Below are 17,161 nucleotides of genomic sequence, written 5' to 3' on the forward strand. Positions count from 1 at the left end.
GCGAGATTGCGCCACCGCCCGGGGGCGTATAGTCGTCCGGCCGGCCTGCCCGGAGAACGCGCTGCGCCGCCGTGCTTGCCCCGTACCGTCCACCACGCAGGATTGGACAGCGGCATCGAACCCCGGTACTGGACAATCGGGCGCGCTGCCCCCAGCATCTCCCCTTTCAACCTCAACGGAGAACGAATGCCCGCCCCGATATTGTCGCGTGCCGCCGTGCTGCTGGCGACCTCATTGCCGCTGGTATCCCATGCCGCGCCGCCGGTGCAGCACCGCGAACTGCTGGCCAGCGTGCTGTGGATGCAGCAAGCGCCGGAAGCGCGGCTGGCCACGCTGTCGATCTATCGCACGGCCACCGGCATGCTGAAACAGGCCATCGCCACACCGGGCAGTGCCGCCGTCGAGCAGCAGGACGTGGACACCGCCGCCCTGCCACCGGCCGTTGTCGTCGACGTGGATGAAACGATGCTCGACAACAGCCCGTTCGAAGCGTGGCTGGTGCGCGACGGCGCGCCGTACGACGAAGCCGCCTGGGCGCGCTGGGTCGGCCTGCGCAGCGCGGTGGCGGTGCCGGGCGCGCTGGATTTCGCCCGGGCCGTCGACAAGGCAGGTGCGCGCATCTTCTATGTGACGAACCGCGAATGCATGGCTGGCGAGAATTCCGGCGAAAAGCCTTGCAAGGCCAAGGCGGACACGATGGCCAACATGGCAAAGCTGGGCTTTCCCCGCGCCGACGATCCGCAGGCCTTCCTGCTCAAGGGGGAGCGACCCGGGTGGCGCACCGACAAGACCTCGCGGCGCCAGCTCGTGGCGGCAACGCACCGCATCGTGATGCTCGTCGGCGACGACATGCGCGATTTCATTTCGCCGTCCCAGGCCCACGCCCTGCACGCGCGCGACCGCGCGCTGGCGAAACTGGCCGAGGCCGAAATCGGCCGGCGCTGGTTCGTCATCCCCAATCCGATGTACGGCTCGTGGATGGAGCGCCTGGGTTCCCTCGACGGACAGTACGCCGCGCTGGACAGCGCCGCCCTGCCCGCCGGCGAGCGCCTTGCGCTCGCCACGTGGAACATGGAGTGGCTGATGACGACCGCCACCCACGATGCGCTGAAGGCGACCTGCACGGCGGGCATGCCGCCATCGCATACGCGGGCCATCCCGTGCAGCAAGGACCGTCCGCCCGTGCCCCGCCGCGTGGCCGCCGACTTCGATGCGCTGGCCGACGTGGCGCGCCGCATCCCGGCGGACGTGGTGGCGCTGCAGGAAGTGGATGGGCCGGAAGCGGCGGCCACGGTGTTCCGCGACGGCTGGCAGCTGGCCTGCTTCACGTCGCGCGCCCACCCGCAGAAGGTGGGCTTCGCCGTGCGCAGCGGCATTGCCTTCGCCTGCAATCCGGAAGTAAAGGAACTGGACATCGACGGCGCCACGCGCTCGGGTGCCGACATCACGCTGTACCCGGGCACGCCGCGCGCCGTGCGCCTGCTGGCCGTGCACCTGAAAAGCGGCTGCTTCGCCGGGTCGCTGGCCGATGCGCCGGCATCGACCCCATGTTCAGCGCTGCGCAAACAGGTGCCCGTGCTGGAACGGTGGATCGACGCCCGCGCCGCCGAACAGGCGCGCTTCGCCGTGCTGGGCGACTTCAACCGGCGCCTGGAACTCGATGCCGGCCTTCCCGCCGGCACGGACGAAGCGCGGCCCGAAGCCGTGTTCCAGGCACTCAGCGACGGCAAGCCGGAAGGCGCGGTACTGCTGCGCGCCACCGCCGGCCAGGCCCACGTGCGCTGCTCCCCACTGGACCGTCACCCGCCCGCCGCGATCGACAACATCCTCGTCAGCCAGTCCCTCGCCGCGCTCGGCCGGCTGACATACTCGCGCCTCACGTTCGATGGCCCCACCGCGGCCCGGCACAAATTCTCCGACCACTGCCCCGCCGTGCTGACGATCGACTAGCACGCCCGCCGAAACATTTCTCCAAACCGGGGTCAGACCCCAATTTCTGGAAATGTTGCCGAAAAATGGGGTCTGCCCCCGGTTTTCGGCAACATCCCAGGGCTTCAGTTCCGAATTGCACTAGCGTGTTGCAAAAACCACATTCGCACCTACACGTTTGCGCTGCGCACAACTGATAGCGCTATCAGCTTTTGCCTCGTATTCAGAGGGGGCTTGCTGGCCGTCGTCGCTGATTCAAGACAACTGCAAGACTTTTCATGCTGCATTGCAGCACAAATAAGCGCTTTACGTGCCACGGCTGACAACGCGATGATAGCGCTAACTAGCCAATCAACTAACACGGAGACCTTCATGACCCCAGCAAGCCCCCCACCGCCAACGTCCTCCGTCAGCGCCCAGCGCTGGGTCGTGATGGGTGTCTGCGGCTGTGGCAAGAGCACCGTCGGCACGGAACTGGCCAACCGGCTCGGCACCCGTTTCATCGAGGGCGACCGGTTCCATCCGGCCGAAAACGTGGCAAAGATGTCGGCCGGCTTCCCGCTGGACGACGCGGACCGCGCCGGCTGGCTGCAGGCGCTCGCCAGTGAAATCGCCCAGGCGCGCGAACGCAATGAAGGCCTCGTGGTGTCGTGCTCGGCGCTCAAGCGTCGTTACCGCGACCTGCTGCGCCAGGCCGACCCTGGCCTGCGCTTCGCCCACCTGCAAGGCCCGCGCGAGCTGATCGCGGACCGCCTCGGCAAGCGCACGGACCACTACATGCCGCCCGCACTGCTGGACAGCCAGCTGCGCGACCTGGAACCGCTGTACGACGACGAGGGCGGCCTGCGGCTCGACATTGCAATACCACCGGCAAAGCTGGTGGAACGCATCCTTGGTCAGAAGTAAATACGCAGAAGTAAATACGCAGAAGTGAACGAGCAAGGCTGAACGGACGGGAACAGGAAGCACAACTGCCGTTGCAATCCGAGGTCGCGCGCCACCGTCCGGGGCAGCGTACCGCTCATCAGAAAAGTGGAGACAAGCATGCGCACACCAACCCAGAAAACCCTGATCAATCTCGCCGTGGCCAGCGCCTGCGCGCTGCTGGCCGTGCCGGGCTACGCCCAGCAGGCCGGCGCCCCCGCCAGCGGCACGAATACACCCGCGAACCCGGCCGGCGATGCGGCCCAGGCACCAACGCCAACGCCGGAGAATACGCAGGCAAGAACGCCAGACAGCACGCAAGAGAGTCCGCAAGCAAACGCGCAGGCGAGCACGCCAGCAGGCGCTCCGGCCGAAGCGGCCGCCGCTCCCACCACCGTCGTGCAGATATCCGGCACCCGCATCGCCGCCCGCGGCTTCACGCAACCCACGCCGACCACGAGCCTGTCGACGGCGGACCTGGAGCGGGCCGCCAAGCCGAACCTGTTCAACACACTGGCCGAACTGCCCGCCCTGCAAGGCAGCACGGGCCGCACCACCAGCACCAACAGCACCAGCAGCGGCATCCAGGGACTGAGCTCGCTGAGCCTGCGCGGCCTCGGCACGATCCGCACGCTGACCTTGCTCGACGGCCAGCGCGTGGTGGGTGCCAACGTCACCGGCGTCACCGACGTCTCCCAGTTCCCGCAACTGCTCGTCAAGCGCGTCGACGTGGTGACGGGCGGCGCCTCCGCCTCGTATGGTTCGGATGCGGTCGGCGGTGCGGTCAACTTCATCACCGACAAGAAATTCAAGGGCTTCAAGTTCAACGCCGAAGGCGGCCAGACAAAGTACCACGACGATGAACACGGCACCCTGCAGGCGGCATGGGGCAGCAGCTTCGCGGGCGACCGCCTGCACGTCACGCTGTCCGGCGAATTCATGAAGGAAAATGGCATCGATTCGCCGGGCTTCGGCGAAGTGGGCCCGAACGGGCGCACGTGGTTCAAGAACACCGCCTACCAGATCCGTCCGCTGAGCCAGACAACCGACGGCCGGCCGCAGTACACGGTGATCGACCATGCGCAGCAATTCCAGTATGCAAAGTATGGCCTGATCACCAACGGCCCGCTGCAAGGGACCGCGTTCGGCCAGGGCGGCGTGCCCTACCAGTTCCAGTATGGTTCCGGCGGGGTGCCCACCGGCACCGGCGCCGTCACCAATTGCGTCAACCCGTTCTGTATCGGCGGCGACCTGTCCGGCAGCGTGGGAGCCGGCACGAACCTGGCGATGGACCTGAAGCGCAAGGTGGCCTACACCCGCGTGTCGTGGGACCTGAATGCGGACAACGAGATCTACTTCACCATGAACTGGGCCCAGGTGAAGTCGCACTTCTCCCCCAACCCGGGCGCGGCCAAGAACGCCAACCTGACGATCCAGTGCGACAACGCATTCGTGCCGGCCTCCATCCAGGCGGCATGCGCGGCCAACAACATCACGAGCTTCCAGTACGGCACAGCCAACGCGAACTTCCCGGCCAACATCAACGTGCACCCGACGCGCACGCAGCGCCGCTTCGTGATCGGCGCGGACGGCAAGATCCCCCTGTTCGGCAAGGAATGGTCGTACGACGCCTACGTGACGCGCGGCGAGAACACCACCAACATCAACGTGCACGACATCACGCTGAACGCGCGCTATAACGCGGCGATCGACGCCGTGCGCCTGCCGAACGGCGGCATCGCATGCCGCAATCCGGTCGCCGCCGCATCGGGCTGCGTGCCGGTCAACATCATCGGCAACAACCCGATCTCGCCGGGCGCATGGGCCTATATCGCGCCGCTGAACGGCCCGCGCCAGTACACCACGCAAAGCCAGGACGTGGCCAGCTTCAACATGAACGGCGAGGCATTCGAAGGCTGGGCCGGTCCCATCCTGATGGCGTTCGGCGCGGAATACCGCCGCGAGAAATACCAGGTACGCGGCGACGCGTATGGCGCCGGCGTGGATGAACTGTCACCGAACACGTCCGCCTACCCGGCCGACCCGCTGCTGAACACCGCGGTGGGCAACAACTGGTACGCCGGCAATTACCACAACGGCGATGGCAGCTACAGCGTGCGCGAAGCGTACGTGGAACTGAACATGCCGCTGCTGAAGTCCGACACGTGGGGCGAGATCAACCTGAACCTGGCCGACCGGCCGATGAAATACAGCACGGCGGGCAGCGTGAACACGTGGAAGGCGGGCGCCACGTGGCAAACCCCGGTCGACGGCCTGAGGCTGCGCGCGGTCACGTCGAAGGACGTACGCGCCCCCAACCTTTCCGAGCTGTTCGCGGCCCCCGTGGTCATCAACAACGTCGTGCAATACCAGGGCAACACGATCTCCGTGCAGCAGCGCACCGTGGGCAACACGAACCTGCGGCCGGAAGTGGCGCGCAACAATTCGTTCGGCATCATCCTGTCGCAGCCTTCGTGGGCACCGGGCTTCTCGGCGTCCGTCGATTACTTCGACATCAAGGTCACCGACGTGGTCTCGGCGCTGACCGCCCAGCAGGAAGTGGACCTGTGCGTGGCCGGCAACCAGGAAATTTGCGGCGCGCTGGTGCTGAACAGCCCGGGCAACAATTCGGTCACGCTGCAGAACTTCAATCTCGCCTCGCTGGAAACGAAGGGCGTGGATATCGAAGCCGCCTATCGCACCAACCTGACGAAGCTGAACCTGCCGGGCCGCTTCACGGTGCGTGGCCTGGCGACGCGCACGCTGAACTTCATCACCGACACCGGCGTGGTCGGCACCATTCCGGCCGAGGGCGCGGGCGTCAACCTGGGCGGCACGCCGAAGTGGAAGGTGCTGGCGCAGCAGACGTGGGAGAACGACAAGATGAGCTTCACGCTCAGCGAGCGCTGGTTCTCCGATGGCGTGTACAACAACGAGTTCATTGAGTGCCAGACGAACTGCCCGACGTCGACGATCATCCACCCGACGATCTACAACAACAAGATGAAGGGCGCGACCTACGTGGACTTCGGCGGCAGCTACAACTTCAACAAGCAGCTGCAGGTGTACTTCAAGATCGACAACCTGGCTGACCGCGATCCGGAACCGGCGCCGCAGGCCAACGCCAGCTTTGCGATCAACCCCACGCTGTACGACGTGGTGGGCCGCACCTACCGCATCGGCCTGCGCGGCACCTACTGACCGGCGGCGCGGACGCATGGATCCTGTCCTTAACCTGCTGTCCGTGCTAGCCGCGGTCACCCTGCTGACGGTGATGATCGCCTGGGGCAAGGTGCAGCCGCTGCTGGCCTTCGTGGTGGCCGCGCTGGTGGCGGCCCTGCTGCTGGGCGTGCCGCCGGCGCGCATCCCGGGGATGATCGAGAAAGGCATCGGCGACCTGCTCGGCTCACTGGTGGTGATCATCTGCCTGGGCGCCGTGTTCGGCAAGCTGATCGCCGACAGCGGCGCCGCGCGGCGCATCGCCACCTGCCTGATCGCATCGCTAGGGCCACGCCGGTTGCCCGTGGCGCTGACGATCACAGGCTTTGTCGTCGGCATTCCGCTGTACTACAACGTCGGCTTCGTGTTGCTGGTACCGCTGATCTTCTCGCTGGTGTACCAGTCCGGGCGACCGGCGGTGGCGCTGGCGATTCCCGTGCTGGCCGGGCTGTCGATCGCCCACGGCTTCCTGCCGCCCCACCCTTCTCCCGTGGCGCTGGTCGCGGCCGTCCATGCGGACATGGGCACCACGCTGCTGTATGGCCTGATCGTGGCGATTCCCACGCTGATCCTCTCCGGCCCCGTATTCGCCACGACGCTCAAGCGCATCCGTGGCGAGCCGGCGCAGATCTTCCGCAGTGCCGAGGTACCGGAAAGCGAGCTGCCCGGGGTGTTCAACAGCTTCGCCACGGCGCTGCTGCCCGTGGTGCTGCTGGGCGCGACGACGTTGCTGACGATGGCCCGGCCGGCGCTGGCGCCATCGCTGGCCGTGCTGTCCAACCCCTTGATCGTGATGCTGCTGTCGTACGCGGTGGCCATCGTCACGCTCGGGCTGGCGCGCGGCTGGAAGCTGGCCCGCGTGATGCAGGGGCCGGCCGAGGCGATGCGCGAGATCGCTCCGATCCTGCTGATCATCGCCGGTGCCGGCGCGCTCAAGCAGGTACTCGTCGAAACGGGCGTGGGCGCCCAGCTCGGCGCGCTGCTGGCGGACACGCCGGTGCCGCCGCTGGTGCTGGGCTGGCTGGTCGCCACGCTGATCCGCATCTGCCTCGGCTCGGCCACGGTGGCCGGCGTGACGGCCGCGGGCATCGTCGAACCGCTCGTGCACAGCACGGGCGTCGACCCGAACCTGATGGTGCTCGCCGTCGGCGCCGGAAGCCTGATGTGCAGCCACGTGAACGACTCGGGATTCTGGATGTTCAAGGAATACTTCGGGCTGTCGCTGCGGGACACGTTCCGTTCGTGGACGCTGATGGAAACGCTGGTCGGCACGTTCGGGCTGCTGTTCGTGCTGCTGCTCTCGGCGGCGGTCGGTTGACGAATCAACATTGCTACAAACAACAACAGGAGACATGCATTGAAGACCCAGCTCATATTGACCACCACCCTTGCCGCCGCGCTGGCGGCATCGGCGGCGCAGGCCGCGTCCACGTCCGCATACCAGGTGATGCCGGAAGATGCGCGCGCCATCGTCGCCAAGGCGAAAGGCGACGGCACGACGGACGACACGGCGGCGATCCAGGCCGCCCTCGACAAGGCGGCGAACGATGAACAGGGCGGCATCGTCTTCCTGCCGTCCGGCCGTTACCGGCTGACGCGCACGCTGACGATTCCGCTGGCGGTGCGCCTGTATGGCGTGGGCCCCACCCGCCCAGTGTTCGTGCTGGCGCCGAAGACGCCCGGCTTCCAGAAAGGCGTGGCAAACATGGTGATCTTCACCGGCGGCGACCAGTACCGCGTGGGCAAGGTGCCGATGCCGGTGCCGAGCGCCGTGCCGTTCGACCCGAAGAACAAGCCAGTGCGCGACGCCAATTCGTCGACGTTCTACTCGGCGCTGTCGAACGTGGACTTCGAGATCGGCGCGGGCAATCCGGCCGCCGCCGCGGTGCGCATGCACACGGCGCAGCACTCGAACCTGTCGCACATCGACTTCCACATCGGCTCCGGCCTGGCCGGCGTATACCACGTCGGTAATGTCGCCTACAACCTGCGCTTCTACGGCGGCCGCTACGGCATCCTGGCCGAGAAGACGTCGCCGGCGTGGCAGTTCACGCTGATGGATTCCACGTTCGAAGGCCAGCGCGACGCGGCGATCCGCGAGCACGAGGCTGGCCTGACGATGGTCAACGTCGACATCCGCAACACACCCGTCGGCGTGGAAATCAACCGCGGGTATGGCGACTGGCTGTGGGGCAAGGACGTGCGCTTCGAGAACGTGTCGAAGGCCGCGCTCATCGTCAGCAACGAAAACAATGTGTACACGCAGGTAGGCTTCGAGAACGCCGTCGCCAGCAATGTCCCCGTGTTCGCCCGCTTCCGCGACAGCGGCAAGGCCGTCGAAGGCAAGGGCCGCAACTACCGTGTCGACGAATTCAACTACGGCCTCACGGTCGACAAGCTCGGCGAACCGGGCAAGTTCGCCACGAACTACAAGGCCACGACGCTGTCCGCGGCCGTGCCGGCCCGCGAGCGCGCGCTGCGCCTACTGCCGCCATCGAAGGACTGGGTCAACGTGAAGACGCTGGGCGCCGCGGGCAACGGCACCACCGACGACACGGCGGCGCTCCAGAAAGCCATCGACAGCCACCGCGTGGTGTACCTCCCGCTGGGCTTCTACGTGGTCAGCGACACGATCCGCCTGAAGCCCGACACGGTGCTGGTCGGCCTGCACCCGGGCCTGACGCAGCTGCTGATCCAGAACGGCTCGCCGAAGTACCAGGGTGCCGGCAGCCCGGTCGCGCTGGTGGAAAGCGCGCGTGGCGGCGATGCCATCGTCTCGGGCATCGGCCTGGCCACGGGTGAAGTGAACCAGCGCGCCGTCGCGCTGCTGTGGCGTGCCGGCGAGCGCTCGCTGGTGGACGACGTGCGCATCCAGGGCGGCCACGGCACGCGCCTGTACGACGGCAGCCGCGCCGACCCGTACAAGAAGGATGCGAAGTTCGACACCACGGCGCACTGGGACCGCCAGTACCCCAGCGTGTGGGTGACCGATGGCGGCGGCGGCACGTTCTCCGGCATCTGGTCGCCGAGCGGCTATGCGCAGGCCGGCTTCTACGTCACCAACACGAAGACGCCGGGCCACGTGTACGAACTGTCGGCCGAGCACCACGTGCGCGCCGAAATCGTGCTCGACGGCGTGGAAAACTGGGAATTCCTCGCGCCGCAGACTGAGGAAGAAGTGCGCGACGGCATGGACGCGGTCTCGCTCGAGATCCGCAATTCGAAGAACCTGCTGTTCGCGAACTACCATGGCTACCGCGTCACGCGGTCGCTGAAACCCATGCCGGCCGCGGTGACGATCTCGAATTCATCCGACATCCGCTTCCGCAACGTGCACGTCAATGGCGAGAGCGGCTTTTCCACGTGCGACGACAATGGCTGCACGACCTACCTGCGCGCATCGAAATACCCGTATGAAAACGCGATCCGCGACGTGACGAACCGCATCGACGTGCGCGAGCGCGAATTCGCAGTACTCGACTACACCGGCACCCAGAAGGAAGCGCCGCCCGCGCAGGGCAAGGTGGAAAAACTGGAGACCGGCTTCTGGTCGATCGCCGGCGCCGCCGTGGATGCCCAGGGCAAGCTGTACTTCGTCGACCGCCACTGGCGCCGCATCCACGCCTATAGCGAGGACCGGGGGCTGGAAACGGTGCGCGACGCCGCGCTCGATCCCGTCAACCTGGCGATCGACGGCAGCGGCAACGTGATGGTGCAGTCATCGTTCGGACCGCAGGCGTCCGTGTACTCGTTCAATCCCGGGGCGCCCGGACTCGACGTCACGATGATCAAGCCGACGCCAGTCGCCAGCCGGCCGGCGGCGCGCGTGGCGGTGCCCGTCAACTTCTGGCAGAACGGCGAGTTCCGCGACCAGCTGAACCCGGAAACGTACGAGTTCACCACGCTGGCCGAGATGTTCGCCCGCGACGTGGCCCTGCCGAAGGCGCAGGAATACGTGTCGCCGGACGGTTCGCTGGCGCTGCCGGCTTACCGCGTGCTGCGCCAGGGACCGGCCGACCACCTGGGCTGGCGCTGGTCCGATGCGCTGAACACGCATGGCTTCGTTGCCGGCCGCGTCGGCGAACGCGTGGTGTTCACAAACGGTTCCGAAAACCGCACCTTCAGCGGTGTCATCGCTGCCGGCGGCGCGCTGAAGGACCTGAAGCAGGTGGCCGACCGGGGCGGCGAAAGCGCGGCGGTGGATGGCGCAGGCAATGTGTACGTCGCCAACGGGCAGGTATTCGTGTACGGCAAGGATGGCAGGCAGACGGGCCGCATCGACGTGCCGGAACGCCCGCTGCAGCTGATCTTCGGCGGCGCGGACCGGCGCACGCTGTACATCCTCACGCACCACAGTCTGTACTCGACGCGGATCTGACGATGGTACCGAAGCTCTTCTCCCCTCTTCTGCTGGCGCTCGCCTGCGCATTGGCCGGCACATTGGCCCCCGCCAGCGCGCTGGCCCAGCAGGGTTCTTTCCCGCTGTGGCCGAATGGCGCGCCGGGCGCCGAAAAACGGCACGGCGAGCCGGAGACCGTGAAGGATGGCGTCTACTTCAGCAACGTGCACGATCCGTCGCTGACGGTGCTGCGCGCCGATCCGCGGCATGCGAACGGTGCCGCCGTCGTCGTGGTGCCTGGCGGCGGGCACCGCATGCTCGTATTCCAGAACGAAGGCGTGGCCGCGGCGAAGAACCTGAACCGTGCCGGCGTCACCGCGTTCGTCCTGAAATACCGGCTGGCGCGCGATGAAGGGTCCACGTATTCCATCGAAGGCGACGGCGCGGCCGACCTGCGGCGCGCCGTGCGCTGGGTGCGAACCCATGCCGCGGACTACGGCGTCGATCCGGGACGTGTCGGCGTAATGGGCTTTTCGGCGGGCGGCGAACTGGTTTCGCTCGTGGCCGACAATCCCGAGCCGGCCGGCTTCGTGGCGCGCGATGCCATCGACCGCGCCAGTGCCCGGCCGGACTTCCAGGTGCTGGTCTACCCGGGCCCGCTGGGCGTACCGGCAAAGGCCGTCAAGGGGGCGCCGCCGGCCTTCCTGGTGGCCGGTTCGCGCGATACGTGCTGCATGCCGCCCACGATCGCGCTGTACCAGCAACTGGTGGCCGCCGGCGTGTCGGCCGAGCTGCACCTGTATGCCGACACCGACCATGCCTTCAACGTGGGCCAGCGCGGCGAGCGCATCTCGCTGCAGCACTGGCCCGACCGGCTGGCGGACTGGCTGGCCGACGGCGGCTGGCTGGTGCCCCGTCGAGGCGACCGCGCGCCCGAAGGCGTGCCCGCACCATGAAAGGAACACCATGCCCCCTGTATTGAAGACCCTGGCGGCGGCGCTCGCGCTGGCCGCCGCCGGCACCAGCCATGCCGACAGCCAGTTCAAGCTGCTCGTGCTGGCCATGCCCGGCAAGTACCACTACGAATACATCCCGATCGCCCGCGACAGCCTGGAACGCCTGGCGAAACTGCATGCGTTCGAGTTTACGTACACGAACAAGCCCGCCGTGTTCGACGGCGACCTGAAACAATATGGCGCCGTGATGTTCCTGAACACGCCGGGCGAGGAACTGAACCCGGCGCAGCGCGCGAACTTCGAGCAGTACATGCGCGGCGGCGGCAACGCCATCGTCGTGCATCGCGCGGCGATCACGCCGCCGAACGGGTGGGTGTGGTACGAGAAGCTGGTGGGCCGCAGCGTGGGGCCCCATCCGATGCTGCAGACGGGCGTCGTCACCGTCGTCGACAAGGCCTTCCCCGCCACGTTCGGCCTGCCCGACCGGTGGATCTGGAGCGACGAGTTCTACGTGACCACCAATCCGTACAACGTGAAGATCAACACCGTGCTGGGCGTGGACGAAGCCAGCTACGACCCGACGAAGATCTGGCCGGGGCAATCCGTGCAGGGCATGGGCCCGGACCACCCGATCGCTTGGTACCACCAGGTGGAAAAGGGCCGCGTGTTCGTCACCACGCTCGGGCACAACGGCGAGATGTACCGCGATCCGCAGTACCTGGGGCACCTGATGGGCGGGATCTACTGGGCAGTCACCGGTAAGGGTCAGGCGGGCAAGGGTCAGGCGGCCAGGCCGTAATCGGTCCGCAAGCGGCATCGTCGTTCGTTATTATTTTCCTTTCATCAATCGTTTTTGCTACTATCCCACCTCCGGAGACGACCTTACCCCCTGCCCGATGCCCCCACTGCACCCCTGCCCCGACGACGAAGGCAATCCCGTCGTCATCCGCATTCCCACCGTGCCGACCGCGCCCGCTTCGTGGCAGGAGCCGGCCCGCCTTGCCACCGTGGTACCGAACGGCCCGCTGCCCGACGCCCTGAACGGGATCCCGCTGGCGCCCTGGACGACGGCGCCGGACACGGCCGATGGGTGGGCGGCACTGGCCGACCGCGCGCTGCTGGAAGAGCCGCCGTTCGTGCCACCGGAAGGCATGTCCGCCGCGGCCGGCGCCGTTGTCGTCGAGGATGACGGGCGCGTATGGCTCGTCGCGCCGTCGAACCGTTTCGGCGGCTACAGCGCCACGTTCCCGAAAGGCCGCGCCGACTCCGGCGCCGGGCTGCATTGCACGGCGATCCGCGAAGCCTTCGAGGAAGCGGGATTGCACGTGCAGCTCGTGGCCTTCCTGGCCGACTCGCGCCGCACGCTGACCTACACGCGCTACTACATCGCCCGCCGCCTCGGCGGCACGCCGGCCGCGATGGGCTGGGAAACGCAGGCCGTGCACCTGGTGCCGCTGACGCAGCTGGAACGCGTGGCGAGCCACCACAACGACTTTCCCGTCATCAAGGCGCTGCGCGAGTGGTTCGACGCGCAGCGGCGCTGAACACCGCCGGATTCCACGGCCGGCACACCGCGCGCTGACTCACTCCGGCTGGTTCCGCTCCCGCAGCATGTCGGCCAGGCTGCGCGGTGCCGGTGTCAAAGGCGTGCGGTGCCGGGTCCAGCCCATCTGTGCGGAAGGCGTCAGCGCGCGCAGGCGCGTGGCTGCCGCGCGGAACGCCCGGTAGGCGGACGGATGGGAAAACGCGCCGCTCCAGAACCGCCACACCAGCCGGTCGCCACGGCTGAATTTCGCCCCCTGCCCCTTGAGGGGATGCGCCACCTGCTCGCGCGGATCGCGGTTCGCCTCGGTGCGCAGGCGCACCAGCAGCGCCGGGATCGGAATGCGCACGGGACACACTTCCCCGCACGCGCCGCACAGGCTCGAGGCGGTGGCCAGGTCGGCCGTCGCTTCCAGTCCCAGCAGGTGCGGCGAGATGATCTTGCCGATCGGCCCGGGATAGGTCGTGCCATACGCATGGCCGCCGATGCGCCCGTAGACGGGACAGTGGTTCATGCAGGCGCCGCAACGGATGCACTGCAGCGTGGCGCGCAACTGCTCGTCGGCATAGGCCTGCGTGCGGCCGTTGTCCAGCAAGACCAGGTGCAGTTCGCGTGGACCATCGAGCTCGCCGGCACGGCGCGGGCCCGAGATCAGGTTGCAATACGTGGTGATCGGCTGCCCTGTGGCCGACCGGGTCAGCAGGCTGGCCAGCGGCACGATGTGCTCGAGCTTTGCCACCACCTTCTCCATGCCCATGATGGCGATGTGCACGTCGGGCACCGTGGTCGACAGCCGGCCATTGCCCTCGTTTTCCACCAGCCACAGCGTGCCTGTGTCGGCGGCGGCGAAGTTGACGCCCGACACGCCGATGTCGGCCTCGGCGAACGCCGTGCGCAAGGCCCGGCGGCCGGTCTGGATCAGCGTGTCGACGTCGTCGCTGTAGGGCGTTTCAGGGATGTGCCGCGCGAACAATGCGCCGATATCCTCGCGCGTCTTGTGGATCGCCGGCATGACGATGTGCGACGGCTTCTCGCCCGCGATCTGCACGATGTATTCGCCCATGTCCGATTCGATGCAAGCGATGCCCCGCTCGCCCAGGTAGTGATTCAGCTCGATCTCTTCGCTGGCCATCGACTTGCCCTTGATGACCCGGCGGGCGCCACGCGCGTGCGCGATGCCGGCGATGATCGCGTTGGCTTCCTCGCCCGTCTCGGCCCAGTGCACGTGCACGCCGGCCGCCGTCAGCTTTTCCTCGAGCTGCACGAGCAGTTGCGGCAGGTTGGCCAGCGCATGCCGGCGGATCGCTTCGCCCAGGTCGCGCAGGCGTTCCAGTTCCTCCGCATCGGGGAATTGCGTGCGCCGTTTCGCTTGCAGGAAATCCATCGCGCCACGAAAGCTCGCGCGCAGCTTCGGATCGTCCAGCGCGGCGCGGGCCCTGCCATGGAAATCCTCCGGCGCGACGAAATGCATCGATTGAACGCTCATGCCTGCCTCCTTCCGGTAACGATCACGACCCACATCCAGCGCGGCCCGTGCGCGCCGAAGGCCAGCGTTTGCTGGATGTCCGACGTTTTCGACGGCCCCGACGCCAGCACCAGGTTCGTGGGCATGCCATCGCGCCAGCGCTCGGCCAGGGCGGCATCGAACAGCGTGGCGTGCAGCGACTCGGCATGGACCAGCGCGACGTGCAGCGGCGGCACCAGCGAAACGGTGCGCGGCGTGCCCGCATCCGGCGCTAGGACCAGCGTACCGGTGGCGGCTATGCCCGACCGCGCCACCGTGAAACCCGCATCGACGGTGCCGAACAGTTCCGGCTTCCACGTCTCCAGCGGGCCGCGGAACGGCAGCGTTTCCACCTGCGCCGGCAGTGCACGGGCCAGTGCCGCGCCTTCGGGGCTTTCGCAGTCGAGCAGCAGGCGCTTCACGCCATGGTGCGCCAGCCTGTCCGCAAGCAGTGACGGCCATTCGTCGATGCCGGCCCGGAATACCTCGGCACGCGCGGCGCGCAGCGCAGCTTCCAGCGCATCGGCCAGTTGACCGGGCTCCGGCTGCGCGTGGGCATGGTGCGCGGCGATCCGACTGTCGAGCACCGTGAGGGCATCTTGCACTGGCGCCGGCGCGGCGGCGCGCAGCCGGCCCAGCATGCGTTCGCGGGCATGCATCATGCGCCCTCCTCCCCGGCAGCCAGGCCGTTCGCACGGCGCCACAGGAAGCTGGCCATGTGCTCCACCTCGAGCGGTGCCTCCTGTGCCCTGGCGGCGTGGCCGATATTGAGCAGGCAGCCGCAATCGGCGGAAACGACGCGCCGCGCGCCGGTGGCGCAGGCGGCGGCGACCTTGTCGGTCACCATGGCGCCGGAAATGTCCGGATGCTTCAGGCAGAACGTGCCGCCAAAACCGCAGCACTCGGATTCGCGCGCGTGCTCCAGCCGCCGCACGCCGGGCAGGCCATCGACGAGTGCCACGCAGTGGGCACGCGTGCCCATCTCGCGCCGCGCCCCGCACGACGTGTGCAGCACCACGTCCTCGTCGGCCTGCGCCTGCGCGGGATAGCGCACGCGCAGCACGTTCAGCAGGAATTCGCTCAGTTCATGGACCCGCCCGGCGAGCCGGCGAGCCTGCTCCGCGAGCACCGGATCGGCAGCGAACAGTTCCGGCCAGTGGTGGCGCATCATGCCCGCGCAGGAACCGGACGGCACGATCACCGGCCAGTCGTGCGGGAACAGGGCCATCTGCGCCAGCGCCACCTCGCGCGCGTGCGCCGGGTTGCCGCTGCTCCAGGCGGGCTGGCCGCAGCAGCTCTGGCCGCGCGGGTAATGCACGACGACACCCTCGCGTTCGAGCAGGCGCACGGCATCGAGGCCGGCCCGTGGCATGAACAGGTCGATGACGCACGTGCCGAAAAGGTAGACATCCGTCACGGCCGCCGTGGCGGCTGACATGGGCATCGGGTCACGCGGCTGCATGCGGCCTCCCGCCCGGCGCCTGCGACCGACGCCGCGCCTGGTCCTGCGACGGTTGCGACGACTGTTGCAGCAAGCGGTCCAGCAATTCGATCCAGTGCCCCACCGGCGTGCCGGTGCCGCCTTGCAGGTGGCTCTGGCAACCGATGTTGGCGGACACGATCTCCTCGGCGTCGGTGGCGTGCAGCGCCGCCAGCTTGCGCTCGCGCAGCTGGCCGGACAGCTCCGGCTGCAGCAGCGAATACGTGCCGGACGAGCCGCAGCACAGGTGGCTGTCCGCGCACAGCCGCACGTCCACGCCCACCGCGCGCAGCAGGCCCTCGACCTTGCCGCGGATCTGCTGCCCGTGCTGCAGCGTGCAGGGCGGGTGGAATGCCACCGACCGGGCGTGAACGCTGTCGATGCGGGCTGCCAGCGCATCCTCGAAATCGCACAGGATTTCACTGATGTCCCGCGTCAGCATCGCGATGCGGGCGGCTTTCGCCGCGTAGGCGGCATCGTGGCGCAGCAGGTGGCCGTAATCCTTGACGGTGACGCCGCAGCCCGACGACGTCATGACGATCGCTTCGGCGCCCTCCTCGACCGCCGGCCACCATGCATCGATATTGCGGCGCATGTCGTCCAGCCCGCCCTCCTGGTCATTCAGGTGGTAGCGGATGGCACCGCAGCACCCGGCTTTCGGCGCCATGACGAGTTCGATGCCCAGCGCATCGAGCACGCGCGCCGTGGCGGCATTGATGTTCGGCGCCATCGCCGGCTGCACGCAGCCGTCGAGCAGCAGCATCTTGCGCGCATGGCTGGCTGTCGGCCACCGGCCCGGCGGCGTGGCGCGCGCCACCTTGCCGCGCAGCGCCGCTGGCAGCACGGGGCGCAGCAACTGGCCCGCCTTCATGGCCGGCTTGAAGATCCAGCCGCGCGGCAGCACTTCGCGCAGCAGCGTGCGGGCGGCCCGTTGCGCGGCCGGGCGCGGCACCTGCCGTTCGACGATGCCGCGGCCGATATCGAGCAGCCGGCCATACTGCACGCCGGACGGGCACGTGGTCTCGCAGTTGCGGCATGTGAGGCAACGGTCCAGGTGCAGCTGCGTGCCCGGTCCCGCTTCGGCGCCTTCCAGCACCTGCTTGATCAGGTAGATGCGCCCGCGCGGGCCATCGAGTTCGTCGCCCAGCAATTGATAGGTGGGACAGGTGGCCGTGCAAAAGCCGCAATGCACGCAACTGCGCAGGATCGCTTCCGCTTCCTGGCCTTCCGGCGTGCCCTGGTATTGGGGAGCAAGATTGGTCTGCAT

At 67.8% G+C, this 17,161-nt stretch carries 12 protein-coding genes; 8 read left to right on the forward strand and 4 right to left on the reverse strand.

Annotation, left to right across the window (positions count from 1 at the left end; genetic code table 11):
• The first annotated feature begins 186 nt into the window (after positions 1-186).
• The 8 genes from EWM63_RS00535 to EWM63_RS00570 all read left to right on the forward strand — a co-directional run bounded on the left by EWM63_RS00535 (position 187) and on the right by EWM63_RS00570 (position 12,911).
• Entirely contained in the window at positions 187-1,950 is a 1,764-nt protein-coding gene (locus tag EWM63_RS00535) for an HAD family acid phosphatase (RefSeq protein ID WP_130184812.1), read from the forward strand.
• A 351-nt stretch (positions 1,951-2,301) separates the two neighbouring features.
• A complete protein-coding gene (locus EWM63_RS00540) occupies positions 2,302-2,835 on the forward strand; it encodes a gluconokinase (RefSeq protein ID WP_229487647.1) in 534 nt (177 codons plus the stop codon).
• 138 nt (positions 2,836-2,973) lie between these two features.
• Complete coding sequence (locus tag EWM63_RS00545; protein WP_130184813.1) at positions 2,974-6,054, forward strand: TonB-dependent receptor plug domain-containing protein; 3,081 nt, start codon at positions 2,974-2,976, stop codon at positions 6,052-6,054.
• 16 nt (positions 6,055-6,070) lie between these two features.
• Complete coding sequence (locus EWM63_RS00550; protein WP_130184814.1) at positions 6,071-7,390, forward strand: gluconate:H+ symporter; 1,320 nt, start codon at positions 6,071-6,073, stop codon at positions 7,388-7,390.
• A gap of 39 nt (positions 7,391-7,429) precedes the next feature.
• On the forward strand, positions 7,430-10,450 hold the full coding sequence (locus tag EWM63_RS00555; protein WP_130184815.1) for a glycosyl hydrolase family 28-related protein: 3,021 nt from the start codon (positions 7,430-7,432) through the stop codon (positions 10,448-10,450).
• Positions 10,451-10,452: 2 nt separating this feature from the next.
• The gene (locus tag EWM63_RS00560; RefSeq protein WP_130184816.1) at positions 10,453-11,367 is read left to right on the forward strand and encodes an alpha/beta hydrolase; all 915 of its coding nucleotides are present in this window, start codon (positions 10,453-10,455) and stop codon (positions 11,365-11,367) included.
• A gap of 10 nt (positions 11,368-11,377) precedes the next feature.
• A complete protein-coding gene (locus EWM63_RS00565) occupies positions 11,378-12,166 on the forward strand; it encodes a ThuA domain-containing protein (protein WP_130184817.1) in 789 nt (262 codons plus the stop codon).
• A gap of 97 nt (positions 12,167-12,263) precedes the next feature.
• Positions 12,264-12,911: an NUDIX hydrolase gene (locus EWM63_RS00570; RefSeq protein ID WP_130184818.1), complete on the forward strand. Its 648-nt coding sequence runs from the start codon at positions 12,264-12,266 to the stop codon at positions 12,909-12,911.
• A 39-nt stretch (positions 12,912-12,950) separates the two neighbouring features.
• On the opposite strand, the gene EWM63_RS00575 is transcribed toward EWM63_RS00570, so the two are convergent.
• The 4 genes from EWM63_RS00575 to glcF are packed head-to-tail and all read right to left on the reverse strand — an operon-like array spanning position 12,951 to position 17,161.
• Positions 12,951-14,396 (reverse strand): LutB/LldF family L-lactate oxidation iron-sulfur protein, encoded by a 1,446-nt coding sequence (locus EWM63_RS00575; RefSeq protein ID WP_130184819.1) that lies wholly within the window; start codon positions 14,394-14,396, stop codon positions 12,951-12,953.
• A complete protein-coding gene (locus EWM63_RS00580; protein WP_130190086.1) occupies positions 14,393-15,073 on the reverse strand; it encodes a LutC/YkgG family protein in 681 nt (226 codons plus the stop codon). Before EWM63_RS00580 ends, EWM63_RS00575 begins: the two co-directional genes overlap by 4 nt.
• On the reverse strand, positions 15,073-15,876 hold the full coding sequence (locus EWM63_RS00585) for a (Fe-S)-binding protein (RefSeq protein WP_130184820.1): 804 nt from the start codon (positions 15,874-15,876) through the stop codon (positions 15,073-15,075). The genes EWM63_RS00580 and EWM63_RS00585 overlap by 1 nt, the downstream gene beginning before the upstream one ends.
• A complete protein-coding gene (gene glcF, locus EWM63_RS00590; RefSeq protein WP_130184821.1) occupies positions 15,863-17,161 on the reverse strand; it encodes a glycolate oxidase subunit GlcF in 1,299 nt (432 codons plus the stop codon). The genes EWM63_RS00585 and glcF overlap by 14 nt, the downstream gene beginning before the upstream one ends.

It is taken from the genome of Pseudoduganella lutea (genome assembly GCF_004209755.1).
Classification (GTDB): Bacteria; Pseudomonadota; Gammaproteobacteria; order Burkholderiales; family Burkholderiaceae_D; genus Rugamonas; species Rugamonas lutea.

Bases quoted from the DNA above. Each gene is read 5' to 3' on its own strand.
- EWM63_RS00535 (WP_130184812.1), top strand. From the start codon at position 187: ATGCCCGCCCCGATATTGTCGCGTGCCGCCGTGCTGCTGGCGACCTCA.
- EWM63_RS00540 (WP_229487647.1), top strand. From the start codon at position 2,302: ATGACCCCAGCAAGCCCCCCACCGCCAACGTCCTCCGTCAGCGCCCAG.
- EWM63_RS00545 (WP_130184813.1), top strand. From the start codon at position 2,974: ATGCGCACACCAACCCAGAAAACCCTGATCAATCTCGCCGTGGCCAGC.
- EWM63_RS00550 (WP_130184814.1), top strand. From the start codon at position 6,071: ATGGATCCTGTCCTTAACCTGCTGTCCGTGCTAGCCGCGGTCACCCTG.
- EWM63_RS00560 (WP_130184816.1), top strand. From the start codon at position 10,453: ATGGTACCGAAGCTCTTCTCCCCTCTTCTGCTGGCGCTCGCCTGCGCA.
- EWM63_RS00565 (WP_130184817.1), top strand. From the start codon at position 11,378: ATGCCCCCTGTATTGAAGACCCTGGCGGCGGCGCTCGCGCTGGCCGCC.
- EWM63_RS00570 (WP_130184818.1), top strand. From the start codon at position 12,264: ATGCCCCCACTGCACCCCTGCCCCGACGACGAAGGCAATCCCGTCGTC.
- EWM63_RS00575 (WP_130184819.1), bottom strand. From the start codon at position 14,396: ATGAGCGTTCAATCGATGCATTTCGTCGCGCCGGAGGATTTCCATGGC.
- EWM63_RS00580 (WP_130190086.1), bottom strand. From the start codon at position 15,073: ATGCATGCCCGCGAACGCATGCTGGGCCGGCTGCGCGCCGCCGCGCCG.
- EWM63_RS00585 (WP_130184820.1), bottom strand. From the start codon at position 15,876: ATGCAGCCGCGTGACCCGATGCCCATGTCAGCCGCCACGGCGGCCGTG.
- glcF (WP_130184821.1), bottom strand. From the start codon at position 17,161: ATGCAGACCAATCTTGCTCCCCAATACCAGGGCACGCCGGAAGGCCAG.